The sequence below is a fragment of the Rhizobium leguminosarum bv. trifolii WSM2297 genome, assembly GCF_000271845.1.
This window is the reverse complement of record NZ_JH719395.1, coordinates 2,949,851-2,962,560: the sequence shown is the minus strand read 5'-3', so window position 1 is coordinate 2,962,560 and position 12,710 is coordinate 2,949,851. Positions and strand designations below refer to the sequence as shown.

The window sequence follows — 12,710 nt, the reverse complement described above, 5'->3', positions numbered from 1 at the left end:
GGCAAAAAAGTGGCCTCTTCTCCTGGATATCTCGCCGATGTCAGCTAAATGACAGCTTGTTGTGGTGGCTTTGGCTACTTCTTCTCCGTGGAGGCGGAGAGCTGAAGCCTTGGGAGGTATTCTGCTCGTCATTCAGGACGCTTGCGTCCACTGGCCGGCCGTTCCTCCCGATTCCAAGAGAATAACAGGCGGTTGCTCAGCCGCCCACGGAGGACACATCGTGAAGCATACGTTCATCGCAACCCTTCTTGCCGCGGCCATCGCGCTGCCGGCCTATGCGGCCGACTACACCATCATCGCGCCTGCCGCTCCCGGCGGCGGCTGGGACCAGACGGCCCGTTCGCTGCAGACCGCATTGCAGCAGGAGAAGATCTCCGGCAACGTGCAGGTCCAGAACGTTCCGGGCGCCGGCGGCACTATCGGCCTGGCGCAGTTTGCCAGCCAGGCTGCCGGCAATCCGAACTCGCTGATCGTCGGCGGCTATGTCATGGTCGGCGCGATCCTCACCAACAAATCGCCGGTGACGCTCAAGGACGTCACGCCGATCGCCCGTCTGACCGGCGAATATGAAGCCGTCGTCGTTCCTGCTGCGTCCGAGATCAAGACCATGGCGGATCTGGTTGCTGCGCTGAAGAAGGATCCGGGCGCGGTTTCCTGGGGCGGCGGCTCGGCCGGTGGTACCGACCACATCACCGTCGGCCTGATCGCCAAAGCCTCCGGCGTCGATCCGACCAAGATCAACTACGTCGCCTTCTCCGGCGGTGGTGAAGCGCTTGCCGCCATTCTCGGTGGACAGGTCACGGCCGGCGTTTCGAGCTACAGCGAGTTCGAATCGCAGGTGAAATCCGGCACGCTCCGTCTTCTCGCCGTATCCAGCGACAAGCGCATCGATGGCGTCGACGCCCCGACGCTGAAGGAAGCCGGCACCGACGTCACTATCCAGAACTGGCGCATGGTTGCCGCCGCCCCCGGCCTGTCGCCGGAGCAGGTGGCAAGCGTCACCGCCGATTTCGAGAAGCTGCATAGCTCCGCCACCTGGCAGGAAACTCTGAAGACCAAGGGCTGGGCCGACACCTATCTGTCCGGCGACGCCTTCAAGGCGCAGCTCGAGAAGGATGTCTCAGCCACCGAAGGCATTCTCAAAGATATCGGACTTGTTCAATGAGCGAGGATAACACCTCCTCGGTAACGACACGCCGCCCTGATTGGGCGGCGTTCATCATTGCCGTTTTCCTCTTCGTCATCGCCGGCGTGATGGCCTGGGATGCCTCGCATCTGAAAACCATCGCGCAATACGACCGCATTGGCCCGGCGACAGTGCCTCAAGTGGTGGCGTTCGGCCTCTTCTGTCTCGGGATCTGGACCGCCTTCGAAGCTTGGCGCGGCGATTTTCCGGAACGCGAGCAGCAGGAAGTGGCGCCGGTCATCTGGATCGTCGCCGGTCTTGCCGGCCAAATGCTGCTTCTGCGCATCGCCGGCTTCTCGATTGCGACCGGCATCCTCTTTGCGCTGACGGCACGCGGCTTCGGCAAACGCAAGCTCTGGTTTTCGCTGCCGCTTGGCATCGTCCTCAGCTTCGTCGTCTGGGCGATCTTCTCGCAGCTCTTACAGCTGACGCTGCCGGCCGGCCCGCTCGAGCATCTGTTCTTCTGACCGCGCGGACGCGCTGTCAGCTCTTTTGATTTTACGCGGCGCCTGACCCGATCGCGTGGTCGGGAACGCCGCTTGGGACACCAAGATGAGCACATTCGAATTCCTATGGCAGGGTATCCTGGTTGCGATGCAGCCGATGAACCTGATTTATGCGCTGGTCGGCGTGACGCTCGGCACCGCCGTCGGCGTGCTTCCCGGCATCGGCCCGGCACTCACCGTGGCGCTGCTGTTGCCCGTCACCTACAAACTCGATCCCGGCGGCTCGCTGATCATGTTCGCCGGCATTTATTACGGCGGCATGTATGGCGGTTCGACGACCTCGATCCTGCTCAACACGCCGGGTGAAAGCGCCTCGATCGTCACCGCGCTCGAGGGCAACAAGATGGCGCGCGCCGGGCGCGGCGGACCGGCGCTGGCGACAGCGGCGATCGGCTCCTTCGTCGCCGGCCTGATCGCGACGCTCGGGCTCGCCTTCATCGCTCCCTACATCGTCAAGCTGGCGCTGGTCTTCGGGCCGCGTGAATATTTCGCGCTGATGGTGCTGGCCTTCGTCACCGTCTCTTCGGCCTTCGGCGATTCGGCATTGAGAGGGCTGACGTCGCTGTTCATCGGTTTTGCGCTCGCTATGGTCGGCATCGACCAGCAGACGGGGCAGGCGCGGCTTTCCTTCGGCATTCCCGACCTGCTCGACGGTGTCGAGGTGACGACGCTTGCCGTGGCGATGTTTGCAATCGGCGAGACGCTTTATATCGCCGCGCAGGGCAGCCGGATTGCCGAGAAGGTCGAGGCGGTCAAGGGTTCGCTGTGGATGACGGCGCAGGACTGGTCGCGTTCGTGGAAGCCCTGGCTGCGCGGCACGCTGATCGGTTTCCCGATCGGCGCCATGCCGGCAGGCGGCGCCGAAATCGGCACGTTCCTCTCCTATGCCACCGAAAAGCGGCTGGCGAAGAACCCGGAGGAATTCGGCCATGGCGCGATCGAAGGCGTGGCCGGTCCTGAGGCGGCCAACAACGCGTCGGCCGCCGGCACGCTGGTGCCGCTTCTGACACTCGGCCTGCCGACGACTGCAACCGCGGCGATCATGCTTGCCGGCTTCCAGCAATACGGTTTGCAGCCGGGGCCGCTGCTGTTTGCCACCAATCCGCAGCTCGTCTGGGGTCTGATCGCCAGCCTGCTCATCGCCAATGCGATGCTGCTGGTGTTGAACCTGCCGATGATCGGGCTCTGGGTAAAGCTGCTGACGATCCCGAAGCCGTGGCTTTATGCGGGCATCCTGCTGTTTGCGACGCTTGGAACGATCGGTGCCAATCCATCCGTGTTCGAACTCGGCATGCTGCTCGCCTTCGGCGTGCTCGGCTATCTGATGCGGCTCTTCGGTTATCCGATCGCGCCTGCCGTCGTCGGGTTGATCCTCGGGCCGCTTGCCGAGCAGCAGCTCCGACGGGCGCTGGCGATCAGCCAGGGCGATGTCACAACGCTGGTGATGTCGCCGATCGCCGCAGGCCTGCTCGTCGTTGCGGCGGCGGCCTTTCTCATCCCGCTGATCCTGCGGATTCGCGGCCGCGGCCAAGTGCTGTCCCAGCTCGCTGCAAACGAAGACTAGAATAAACAAAAGACCACGACCTACCCCTCCCTCGAGGCCGGCCATGGAGACATGCGCCGGCCTCCTGTTTCTGCATGGCTGAGGTGATTTTCTGAGCATTGTGGGGGTATCTGCGCGATACCAACTATAAGCGGTCAATCAAAACAAAAGGAAATGGACAATGTCCGCCATCCGCAATTCAGTCCGCACGGGTTTCTTTGGTCGCGCATTTGCAGTGCTTGGCGCCGCAAATGCTGTCAGCGCCGCGGTAGAAGCCGGCCGCCGGCCGCGCGCCTCCGACCTCAAGGAACTCGGCATTGACCCGACCTCCTTCGGTCAGGTCTCCCGCTAAAACTTCAAGCCATGCACGAATGAAATAGCCCGCAACCGGATGGTCGCGGGCTTTATTTTTGTCTGAAGCGGCGCCGCAGTGCCCGGGCACCGCAGCCTCTGGTATTAGAGCGTTTCAGCTTTTCACGGAAGCGCAGAACCGCTCTAACTTTTTTTACGCAATTCCGGACGGAAAACCGTTTCGCACTTTTCCTGGATTTGCTCTAGGCGTGAAGCTCTTCCTGCCGGGCAGCGTGATCTTCCGCCTGCTCGCGCTTGTTGTGGCGAATGGAAGACCAGAGCGACAGACCGATCAGGGTCGCGCCGCCGAGCCCGGTGATGACTTCGGGGATGTGCACCAGGGTCTGCGCATACATGATCACCGAGAGGATCAGGATGGCGTAGAAGGCGCCGTGCTCGAGATAGCGGTATTCGGCAAGCGTCCCTTTCTCCACCAGCATGATCGTCATAGAGCGCACATACATGGCGCCGATGCCGAGGCCGATAGCGATGACGAAGAGGTTCTGCGTCAGGGCAAAGGCGCCGATGACGCCGTCGAAGGAGAAGCTGGCATCCAGGACCTCGAGATAGATGAAGGCGCCAAGGCCGCCCTTGGCGGCAGCGCTCATCGTCTGCTGCGAGGCATCCAGCAACTCACCAATCACTTCGACCGCGAGGAAGGTGAGCAGCCCGTAGATGGCGCAATGGACGAAGACGCTGGCCTCCTCGCCGCCGATCAGCCAGGAGAAAACAAGCATCAGCGCCAAGACGAATGCGATCTCGATGCCCCTGATGGTGGCCGAGCGCGCCATCACCTTTTCCAGGCCTCGGAACCAATGGATTTTCTTCTCATTGTCGAAGAAATAGCTGAGGCCGACCATCATCAGGAAGGTGCCGCCGAAGGCTGCGATCGGCAGATGCGCGTCATTCATGATGCGGGCATATTCTTCCGGCTCACGGGCGGCAAGCACAAGCGCATCCCAGGGACCGATCCTGGCCGCAATCGCGACGATCGCCAGCGGAAAGACGATGCGCATCCCGAAGACGGCGATGATGATGCCCCAGGTGAGGAAGCGCTTCTGCCAGAGCGGCGTCATCTCCTTCAACTTGTTGGCGTTGACGATGGCATTGTCGAAGGACAGCGAGATCTCCAGCACCGCAAGCACGGTGCAGATGAAGAAGACGGTCGCCATGCCGCCGACCGTGCCTGTCGTCTGCCAGCCGAGCACGGCGCCAAGAACGAGGCCGAGCGCGGTGACGATGAAGGCCCAGCGGAAATAGCTGAGCGAGGACGTCTGGGTCACGGGCTGGTTCATGGCCGCACCTCGCGGCCGCAAATCATGGTGGAGTGGGGGTGGGAGAAAAGCGGCATGCCAAAACGGGCATGCGGATAAGGCATGGTGAGCTTGTTCATCGATGAAAAATCCGCCGGCTAAGCTGCAGGCGGTACCGACATCACGAGAGCGCCGTAAAAACTCTCGCCAGAGGGGCCCGGCACCAAAGTTACCCGTAGCCGATGTCTGGAAGGCTGCGGGACAGGCCTTAGGTAATCAACTTCCTGGGCCAGTCAAGGCCAACGGCCGCACCGAAATGAAGTGTTTTTTTGGAACCATCCCGGTGCCTGCTCGTTAGACCCTGGTTGAGCTTAAAAAAGGAGGCCGATGATGCACACTTCGACCCACGTTCCCGACAAACGCACGGAGGCGTCCGACCGCATGAAGCGGGCGAAGCCGAACCGTATGCAGAAGGCGCAAGTGCTGCCGCCGCATCACGTCGACCTGACGCTGACACCGGGCGTCTATCACGACATTCACGTGCCGGCCCACGTTACCGGTGCGGATCTTTCCAAGGGTGGTCCCGACATCAAGGGTAATGCAGAGACAAAGAAATAACCGGCATTGCGCAAGCCTGCTTGGCGCGCTGACCGCAGAATTAAAACAGGGTGAGAAAAAATATGACGATCAACTTTGTGCCCCGCGAGATCTTTATCCGGCACGAAAATGAATGGCAGGCCGTGCGCGAGGCGGCGGACGAACGCATCAATATCGGCAAACCGCAGAAGCCGCTTGCTGTCTCCATTGGCGGCACCGCACCGGTTCGGAAAAGCGATCCTCCGACCGCACGCTCGGAATGACCAGCAGACAGTCACGTTGATACGAGCGCCCGGCATATGCCGGGCGCCTGGTTTTCTACTGGTCTCCATCGCGATCGGCGCGCCGTGCGGAATTGTAGCCGAACCGTTGTTCGAGCTTGCCGAAGGCGAAGAGTACGCAGATGGCGGCCAGCGTCGTGAAGAAGGCGATCGGCCAATAACCGAAACCCATGGCAAGGCCGATCGCGCCGGAGAGCCACGTGCCGGCGCCCGTCGTCAGCCCATGCACCCGGCCTCTGGCAAAGACGATCATGCCGGCGGCAAGAAAGGCAACGCCGGCGGTCACGGCTTCGATCACGCGCAGCGGATCGATCCTTACTTGCTCGTCATCGGCAAAACCCGGCATGTGCACCGCCTCGATCGAAATGATGGCGAAGAGGGCGGCGGCAAGACTGATGAGAATATGGGTGCGGAAGCCTGCCGGGCGGTCGCGTGCCTCACGCTCGAAGCCGATCAGTCCGCCGAAGACGATGGCGCCGAGTAGGCGGGCGAAGATGACGGGATAGTGGATACGCGACGCCGGTATCATGTCGGCGATAATCAGATCCATGGATTTTTCCTAAAACGCATGATTTTTCGCTGGCTAACGTGTGAGCGCTGGATTTGTTCGGCTTTTTTCACCCATGCGCATGAATTTGCCGCCGCGCTTCTGCTGCTCGCATGTCTTTCGAGGCAAAGATCGGCGAACCCGGCACTGTCCTGCCGCCGCGCCAACCTTTCAGAAAGGATTGGGCGGCGATAATCCCGGCCTCACGGGAATCGGACAGATGGCCAAGACAGCGACACGCGGCCGCCGCAAGGCGCCGGCGAGAGGAAAGAGCAAAACGCGCAGCAGCGGTGGCGGATTGCTGCCCTGGGCAGTGATCGGCATTGCCGCTATCGGCGGTATCGTCGCTCACGACCATTGGAAGAGCATCCAGCCGATGCTTGCACGGCAATCGGCAACCGTCACGAGGGAGACGGCGGAGCCGAGACCTGCCGCCGGGAAGGACGTGCCGCCGAAGCAGGTGGCGCTTGCCACACCGACGCCGAAAGCCGCGCCGCCGGTAAAACAATCACAGCTGCTGCCGCCGGCGACGATCCCGACGCCGGCGATTCAGCCGGTCAAAGCCGTGCCGGTCTCGACCTCTTCCGGGGCGGAAACCGGGACGGCCGCCTTCGGCTATTGCGGCCAGGGCGCCCATATCAACTGCGTCGGGGATGGCGGCGTCTTCTGGTACAAGGGCGAGAAGATCGTGATCGCCGACATGGCAAGCCCTGTCGTCGACCAGGCACGCTGTGACGGCGAGCGCAGGGTGGCCTTTGCCGCCAAGTCGCGCCTGCTGGGGCTCCTGAACGCCGGCCCCTTCACCATGAATGCGGCAGGCAGGACCGAGCCTTCGGGCGCGCCGCGCGTCGTCTCGCGCGACGGGCGCTCTTTCGGCGTGCAGTTGATCAATGAGGGGCTGGCGCGCAAGCCCGGCGCTGCCGGCGGCGCGTGGTGCGCCTGACGGCCAGAGCATTTATCGTTTTTGTTCGAATCACGGAAATGCCCTGGCTCTTTGTTTTCACGCAATCCCGGACGCAACACCGCCGCGCATTTTTATTGGAATTGCGCTACTTTTCCTTTTTCACCAGCTTGCCGCCGGTGCGGAAGCTGCCGGCGAAGGAGGAATCCTTGCTCTCGGCCGTGCATACGATTGCAATCGGCTTGCCGGAATAGGGATTGCCGAAAGTGCAGAAGCCGGCGACCTTGACCTGACCCGTCATCTTGTTGCCGACACCCGTGGTGACGAGCGTGAGCGGCAGGCGGGCATTGCCGTTGGAGGCGGGTTTGATGCCGCTGCCATCGCCCTGAAAGCCGAGCGCCTTGCCGTCAGATGTGAAGATGAAGGTGACCACGCCATTGACCAGCGTGACGCTGGCAAGCTCGTTCTTGCAGCCCTTGGTGGCGTCGAACTTGGCGACAACAAGCTTGGCGCATTTGCCGGAAAGCGTAATGACGCCGGGTGCGCCTGGAAACGTCTCGGCAGGAGCAGCCGGCGCTGCCGAGGCCGGCAAGGCGAGGGCGGCGGAAAAAAATGCGGCGGCAACAGGCGCGGATAATTTCATTTCGATCTCAAACCCCATGTCCTGGCGAGGCGACTCACCACCTCATCCTCGGTTCGGCCATGGCATGGCTCTGTGTCCGAAATTTGGTTCTGTTATTCCCCGAGGCGGAAAGTTTCCATCGGCGGCCGGGCCGGCTCGGTGATCGGTCAGAAGCTCCGGTGATGGCGGTGATGCGGGGTATCGACAACAAACAGGTGCAGCACGACGGTGGCAAGGCGCTGATAGAGCGCCTGCCGTCTTGGACGCATTTCTGGTCAGGGGGAATGGGCCCAGGCAGGGAAGTCCAGGCCCATTCTTTCCCGATCGGAGGTCAGTCAGATCAGGAATCTGTAGCTGCCGGTCTAAATGAGCCGGCAGCCTTTTATCAGAATGCGCGCTGCAGGCGGAAGTAGCCCGAGGTTACGTCGCCAGCATTGTCCGGATCGAGGTACTGAACCGAAACCTTGGCCGCGAAGTTGTCAACGATCTGGTAGTCGAGTGTCAGGCCGACCTTCCAGGCGTTAACGTCGTCGTTGAACTCGCCAGCCGTGACACCGTAGTTGTCGTAGTACTGAACAGCCGGGGTGATCTTCAGCTTGTCAGTCGCCTTGATGGCGTATTCAGCAGCGATCGCCCATTCAGCCTTGTTGTAATAGGCGTTCGGGTTGGTCGCGTAGACAACTGCGAGGCCGAGCGTGCCCGGACCGACAGCAACCGTACCCATTGCGCGAACGGCACCTTCTTCGTTGTCGGTGTCGTAGCCAGCAGTGATCTGGTAGCTGAAGGCACCAGCCTTGCCGCCGAGACCAACGGCAACGCCGACGTTGTTGGGGGTCTCGCCATTATAGAACGGGCTGTCTTCCAGCTCGTCGACGCTGATGCCGGCGTAGAAGGCCTCGGTCTCGTACTGGTAACGAATGGAGTTATGCAGCGTGACCGGCGAACCGATATCGTCGGTTTCGCCCGAGAGGCCGTCGTCCCACCAGCTGTAGAACAGACCAGCGCGGAAGCCGGCGATGTCGAGGTAAGCGGAGTCGAGCTGAGCCTTCTGAGCCGAAGCGTTGTCAGCATTGAACTGCATGACGATAACGCCGGTCAGCGGACCGTATTCGGTGTCGCTCTTGGCGGTGAACTGAACCTGGCCGCGCGTACGGGCGTCCCAATCCGAGTCGTTGGGGACAGAACCGCCGCCGCCGGCGCCGATCGAGCTGGCGTTCGGAGCGACGTCAACCTGGAAACGGATGTAACCGTTGATCTTGAGGCAGGTTTCGGTGCCCGGGATGTAGAAGTAGCCGGTGCCGTAAGCGTCGCAGACGCGGACGTATTCAACCGGTTCCGGCTCGGCAGCAACGATAGCGTCAGCAGCCTGGGCGCCGGATACTGCTGCGAGAGCAGCAGCGGAGCCGAGAAGAAGGCTCTTGATGTTCATGGAATAACCTCCAGTTCAGATGCAAGAGGATGAAGACCGTTGCCATTGGCAGTCCCTACGTGTCTTCACCCCGTGTGAGCGAAGCGGCACCTTTTGGTCGGTGCCTGCCTCGCCGCGGAAGTTACACAGGGCATGTTGCGCCGCAATAACGATATCGATCATGACACAAGGCCGGTATAGCTATGTTGCTGAAATAACACGCGTTTTGTCACAAACCTGTCATCGGTCCGTCACAAAACCGCAGCTTCCGGATAGGTAGGCAACGAGGGGCTGAGCGCTCGGCAGTGGTGTGCAATTGATGCTCGAATGAGCGCGTTCTCATATGCGGGCACGGCATCGCAGCTGTCTGCACGAGTCGCAGCAAGGCAACGGATCGGAACGACAGCGACACGCTCAAACGGACAGAAATCGGCTGGCTAAAGCATGTGGCGCAAAACTGTGCAGCGGCGTTGCGACAGCGACATGCGGAAAAACAGAGACCCAGAGCACGTCACATGAATCAGGTTTGACGCGACGTGAGTTAGGGACTTTTGAAGTCGTCCCAAAGGATCGCTACGCCAGCTGCGAATATCGTGATCGGAATCAGCCAACCTTGATGCTGACCGCCTCGACGACATGGACCTGCATATAACCGAAACCGAAAAGGCCAGTCCCAGCCAGGGCGAGGCCGAGGATTATCGATATCGCTTTACGTATCCGCGACCGTTGCGTCATACGTCTCCCTGCTTCCCGCGTGGATGGGCATCCCAAAGCCGATTGAACCGCCCGGTCTGGTCGATTCAACGCGTGTCGGTTTCAGGAAATGAAAATCCCCGGGTCGGGGATCTGTCAACGATGTCAGGGAGATCGGATGGTGGGCGTGACAGGGATTGAACCTGTGACCCCTACGATGTCAACGTAGTGCTCTCCCGCTGAGCTACACGCCCATCCGATGGCGGCGCATAGATCACAAAACCTTCGGAGCCGTCAATAGGCTTTTTTCAGTTTTGTGACACGCCGCCCGGCAAGCCTTATGCGGCAAGCATTTTGTTGACCTCGTCGACGAGATCACGCAGGTGGAAAGGCTTGGAAAGGACCTTGGCATCCTTCGGCGCCTTCGAATCAGGGTTCAGCGCCACGGCGGCAAAACCGGTGATGAACATCACCTTCAGGTCGGGGTCGAGTTCGGTGGCGCGGCGCGCCAGCTCGATGCCGTCCATCTCGGGCATGACGATATCGGTCAGCAGCAGGGAAAACGGCTCCTCGCGCAGCCGGTCATAGGCGCTCGCGCCATTGTCATAGGAAAGGACCTTGTAGCCGGCCTTTTCGAGCGCTTTCACCAGGAAGCGGCGCATGTCGTTGTCGTCTTCTGCGAGAAGTATCTTCTGAGTCATCAATCCAGACCGCTGATCAATAAGTTTTGGTGGGCTGCCAAGCGTTTACACTAGTCTTTACCCGGTAAACAACCGGTGAATTGCCTGTGCGCGGCCGCATCCCTCCTACATAGTATGGACTTGGGGCCGGGCAACTGGCAACATGCGCAAAGCAGTCAGTTCATGACATGGTAAAGAGGGCTGAAAGTGCCGGAGATACGCGAATACGAGCTTTTTGAGGTTCATGAGCCCGTGTCGCAGACCATTCCCTTCGTCTACAACTCCCCTCATAGCGGCCGCATTTATCCACCGGAATTTATCGCACAGTCGAGGCTCGAGGGCATCGCCATCCGCCGTTCCGAGGATCATTATGTCGACGAGCTGTTCGGTTCGGCCGTCGCCCTCGGCGCGCCGCTCTTGGCCGCCAACTTTCCGCGCGCCTATCTCGACGTCAACCGCGAGCCCTACGAACTCGATCCGCGCATGTTCGACGGGTTACTGCCGCCCTATGCCAATATCAATTCGCTGAGGGTCGCCGGCGGGCTCGGCACCATTCCGCGCATCGTCGCCGAGAACATGGAGATCTATGCACGGCGCCTGCCGGTGCAGGAGGGGCTCGACCGGGTCGAAGCGGTCTACAAGCCCTATCATGCGACGCTGCGGCGGCTGATCGCGCGAACGCATGTGCAGTTCGGCTTCGGCGTGCTGATCGACTGCCACTCGATGCCCGGCAATGTGCGCGTCGCCGGCTGTAGCGCGCGGCCCGATTTCATCATCGGCGATCGCTACGGCACCAGCGCTTCGGCCGAACTTTCGCGCGCCGCCATCGCTATCCTCGAGGAAATGGGCTTCGGGGCGATCCGCAACAAGCCCTATGCCGGCGGCTTCATCACCGAACATTACGGACGGCCCTCGCGCGGCCTGCATGCGCTGCAGATCGAGGTGAACCGGGGAATCTATGTCGACGAGGTGACGCTGGAGAAGCGCGAGGATTTCGCCGCGGTGGCCGAGGCCGTCGCCGCCTTCATGCGGCAGATGGCGGATTATGTCGAGAAATTCGCCGGCGATAAGGCGCTGGCGGCCGAATAAATCTATTTTTCGATTTCGCCGACGCCTGGACTTCGTGCTCCCGGCCAAAAAAAACCGCGCCTGTGAGCGCGGCTAAGTCTAGGGAGGAAACACCCAAGGAGGGTATTTACAGTCAGAAGACTGTATGAAGACGCTACTATTGCATTGCACAAATGTCAAGCAATATATTGCGGTGCGACATCTTTGGGCACCCGGACTGAAATTGCCTGCCGAGTTTGCATTCCGGCTGCTTTTCGCTATGAAAAGCGCCACTCCCGCCAGCCAAACGGATCGACCATGCTTCCTGACCGCTCCTTCTTCAATCGCCTGGCGGAGGCCGCCAAGGCCGAGACGCTGCCGCGTTTCCGCTCCGGCCTCGATGTCACCAACAAGCTTTCCTCCGGTTTCGATCCGGTGACCGAGGGCGACCGGGCGGCCGAACTCGCCATCCGGGCGCTGATCGAAGAGAATTTCCCCGACCATGGCATTCTGGGCGAGGAACACGGCGATGTTGGTCTCGACCGGGACTATGTCTGGGTGATCGATCCGATCGACGGCACGCGCGCCTTCATCTCAGGCGTGCCGGTGTGGGGGACGCTGATCGGCCTGCAGAAAGAAGGGCGGGCGATCATGGGCATGATCGAACAGCCTTTTACCGGCGAGCGTTATTTCGCCGACCAGAACGGTTCGATCTATAGCGGGCCGGAGGGCGAACGGCGGCTGGCGACGCGCCAGTGCGAGACGCTTTCGAACGCCATCCTGTTCACCACCTCGCCGCATCTCTTCGCCGGCGAGGAGATGGAAAAATACCGCGAGATCGAGAGCCAGGTACGGCTCTTCCGCTACGGCTGCGACTGTTATGCCTATGCCCTGCTTGCCGCCGGCCATATCGATCTCGTCATCGAAAACAGCCTGAAGCCCTATGACGTCGGCGGCATCATTCCGGTGATCGAGGGGGCAGGTGGCATCATCACCACCTGGGACGGCGGACGGCCTGAGAATGGCGGCTCGATCATCGCCGCCGGCAGCCGGGCGGTCTACGAGCAGGCGATCGCCGTGCTGCAGCGCTAGCCA

Annotated in this window: 14 protein-coding genes, 1 tRNA gene and 1 pseudogene; 9 read left to right on the top strand and 7 right to left on the bottom strand. The window is 61.1% G+C overall.

The window, feature by feature from the left end; translation table 11 throughout:
* The first annotated feature begins 220 nt into the window (after positions 1 to 220).
* The 4 genes from RLEG4DRAFT_RS29620 (at position 221) to RLEG4DRAFT_RS41040 (ending at position 3,587) form a co-directional block, all read left to right on the top strand.
* Positions 221 to 1,165 (top strand): Bug family tripartite tricarboxylate transporter substrate binding protein, encoded by a 945-nt coding sequence (locus tag RLEG4DRAFT_RS29620; protein ID WP_003582300.1) that lies wholly within the window; start codon positions 221 to 223, stop codon positions 1,163 to 1,165.
* Positions 1,162 to 1,653, top strand: a complete 492-nt coding sequence (locus RLEG4DRAFT_RS29615; protein WP_003582298.1) for a tripartite tricarboxylate transporter TctB family protein — start codon at positions 1,162 to 1,164, stop codon at positions 1,651 to 1,653. Before RLEG4DRAFT_RS29620 ends, RLEG4DRAFT_RS29615 begins: the two co-directional genes overlap by 4 nt.
* Before the next feature lie 85 nt (positions 1,654 to 1,738).
* Positions 1,739 to 3,256: a tripartite tricarboxylate transporter permease gene (locus RLEG4DRAFT_RS29610; RefSeq protein WP_003582297.1), complete on the top strand. Its 1,518-nt coding sequence runs from the start codon at positions 1,739 to 1,741 to the stop codon at positions 3,254 to 3,256.
* A 160-nt stretch (positions 3,257 to 3,416) separates the two neighbouring features.
* Entirely contained in the window at positions 3,417 to 3,587 is a 171-nt protein-coding gene (locus tag RLEG4DRAFT_RS41040; protein ID WP_003582296.1) for a hypothetical protein, read from the top strand.
* Between the two features lie 202 nt (positions 3,588 to 3,789).
* Here the strand turns inward: RLEG4DRAFT_RS41040 and RLEG4DRAFT_RS29605 are convergent, their stop codons facing one another.
* On the bottom strand, positions 3,790 to 4,881 hold the full coding sequence (locus RLEG4DRAFT_RS29605) for a DUF475 domain-containing protein (protein WP_003582295.1): 1,092 nt from the start codon (positions 4,879 to 4,881) through the stop codon (positions 3,790 to 3,792).
* 345 nt (positions 4,882 to 5,226) lie between these two features.
* Here RLEG4DRAFT_RS29605 and RLEG4DRAFT_RS29600 point away from each other — a divergent pair, with 345 nt between their 5' ends.
* Positions 5,227 to 5,457 carry a hypothetical protein gene (locus tag RLEG4DRAFT_RS29600; protein WP_033179672.1) on the top strand — a complete coding sequence of 77 codons (231 nt, stop codon included), beginning with the start codon at positions 5,227 to 5,229 and terminating at the stop codon, positions 5,455 to 5,457.
* Between the two features lie 62 nt (positions 5,458 to 5,519).
* A complete protein-coding gene (locus tag RLEG4DRAFT_RS29595; RefSeq protein ID WP_003582293.1) occupies positions 5,520 to 5,699 on the top strand; it encodes a hypothetical protein in 180 nt (59 codons plus the stop codon).
* Between the two features lie 55 nt (positions 5,700 to 5,754).
* On the opposite strand, the gene RLEG4DRAFT_RS29590 is transcribed toward RLEG4DRAFT_RS29595, so the two are convergent.
* Positions 5,755 to 6,267, bottom strand: coding sequence for an MgtC/SapB family protein (locus tag RLEG4DRAFT_RS29590; RefSeq protein WP_003582292.1), 513 nt, complete (start codon positions 6,265 to 6,267; stop codon positions 5,755 to 5,757).
* A 217-nt stretch (positions 6,268 to 6,484) separates the two neighbouring features.
* On the opposite strand from RLEG4DRAFT_RS29590, the gene RLEG4DRAFT_RS29585 reads away from it, so the two are divergent.
* Positions 6,485 to 7,207: a hypothetical protein gene (locus RLEG4DRAFT_RS29585; RefSeq protein ID WP_003582291.1), complete on the top strand. Its 723-nt coding sequence runs from the start codon at positions 6,485 to 6,487 to the stop codon at positions 7,205 to 7,207.
* 106 nt (positions 7,208 to 7,313) lie between these two features.
* Here the strand turns inward: RLEG4DRAFT_RS29585 and RLEG4DRAFT_RS29580 are convergent, their stop codons facing one another.
* The 5 genes and pseudogenes from RLEG4DRAFT_RS29580 to cpdR1 all read right to left on the bottom strand — a co-directional run bounded on the left by RLEG4DRAFT_RS29580 (position 7,314) and on the right by cpdR1 (position 10,589).
* Positions 7,314 to 7,808 carry a hypothetical protein gene (locus tag RLEG4DRAFT_RS29580; RefSeq protein ID WP_003582290.1) on the bottom strand — a complete coding sequence of 165 codons (495 nt, stop codon included), beginning with the start codon at positions 7,806 to 7,808 and terminating at the stop codon, positions 7,314 to 7,316.
* 364 nt (positions 7,809 to 8,172) lie between these two features.
* The gene (locus RLEG4DRAFT_RS29575; RefSeq protein WP_003582288.1) at positions 8,173 to 9,216 is read right to left on the bottom strand and encodes a porin; all 1,044 of its coding nucleotides are present in this window, start codon (positions 9,214 to 9,216) and stop codon (positions 8,173 to 8,175) included.
* Positions 9,217 to 9,736: 520 nt separating this feature from the next.
* A pseudogene (locus RLEG4DRAFT_RS58735) lies at positions 9,737 to 9,930 on the bottom strand (hypothetical protein).
* Between the two features lie 137 nt (positions 9,931 to 10,067).
* A tRNA-Val gene (locus tag RLEG4DRAFT_RS29565) sits at positions 10,068 to 10,142 on the bottom strand.
* A gap of 84 nt (positions 10,143 to 10,226) precedes the next feature.
* Positions 10,227 to 10,589 carry a response regulator CpdR1 gene (gene cpdR1, locus RLEG4DRAFT_RS29560; RefSeq protein WP_003542883.1) on the bottom strand — a complete coding sequence of 121 codons (363 nt, stop codon included), beginning with the start codon at positions 10,587 to 10,589 and terminating at the stop codon, positions 10,227 to 10,229.
* Between the two features lie 186 nt (positions 10,590 to 10,775).
* Between cpdR1 and RLEG4DRAFT_RS29555 the strand changes: the two genes are divergently transcribed.
* Positions 10,776 to 11,657: an N-formylglutamate amidohydrolase gene (locus RLEG4DRAFT_RS29555; RefSeq protein WP_003582286.1), complete on the top strand. Its 882-nt coding sequence runs from the start codon at positions 10,776 to 10,778 to the stop codon at positions 11,655 to 11,657.
* A gap of 276 nt (positions 11,658 to 11,933) precedes the next feature.
* Positions 11,934 to 12,707 (top strand): histidinol-phosphatase, encoded by a 774-nt coding sequence (gene hisN, locus RLEG4DRAFT_RS29550; RefSeq protein WP_003582284.1) that lies wholly within the window; start codon positions 11,934 to 11,936, stop codon positions 12,705 to 12,707.
* Positions 12,708 to 12,710 lie beyond the last annotated feature (3 nt).

Coding starts and splice junctions, on each gene's coding strand:
- RLEG4DRAFT_RS41040 (WP_003582296.1), top strand. CDS start 3,417: ATGTCCGCCATCCGCAATTCAGTCCGCACGGGTTTCTTTGGTCGCGCA.
- RLEG4DRAFT_RS29575 (WP_003582288.1), bottom strand. CDS start 9,216: ATGAACATCAAGAGCCTTCTTCTCGGCTCCGCTGCTGCTCTCGCAGCA.
- cpdR1 (WP_003542883.1), bottom strand. CDS start 10,589: ATGACTCAGAAGATACTTCTCGCAGAAGACGACAACGACATGCGCCGC.
- RLEG4DRAFT_RS29615 (WP_003582298.1), top strand. CDS start 1,162: ATGAGCGAGGATAACACCTCCTCGGTAACGACACGCCGCCCTGATTGG.
- RLEG4DRAFT_RS29590 (WP_003582292.1), bottom strand. CDS start 6,267: ATGGATCTGATTATCGCCGACATGATACCGGCGTCGCGTATCCACTAT.
- RLEG4DRAFT_RS29585 (WP_003582291.1), top strand. CDS start 6,485: ATGGCCAAGACAGCGACACGCGGCCGCCGCAAGGCGCCGGCGAGAGGA.
- hisN (WP_003582284.1), top strand. CDS start 11,934: ATGCTTCCTGACCGCTCCTTCTTCAATCGCCTGGCGGAGGCCGCCAAG.
- RLEG4DRAFT_RS29580 (WP_003582290.1), bottom strand. CDS start 7,808: ATGAAATTATCCGCGCCTGTTGCCGCCGCATTTTTTTCCGCCGCCCTC.
- RLEG4DRAFT_RS29595 (WP_003582293.1), top strand. CDS start 5,520: ATGACGATCAACTTTGTGCCCCGCGAGATCTTTATCCGGCACGAAAAT.
- RLEG4DRAFT_RS29600 (WP_033179672.1), top strand. CDS start 5,227: ATGATGCACACTTCGACCCACGTTCCCGACAAACGCACGGAGGCGTCC.
- RLEG4DRAFT_RS29610 (WP_003582297.1), top strand. CDS start 1,739: ATGAGCACATTCGAATTCCTATGGCAGGGTATCCTGGTTGCGATGCAG.
- RLEG4DRAFT_RS29605 (WP_003582295.1), bottom strand. CDS start 4,881: ATGAACCAGCCCGTGACCCAGACGTCCTCGCTCAGCTATTTCCGCTGG.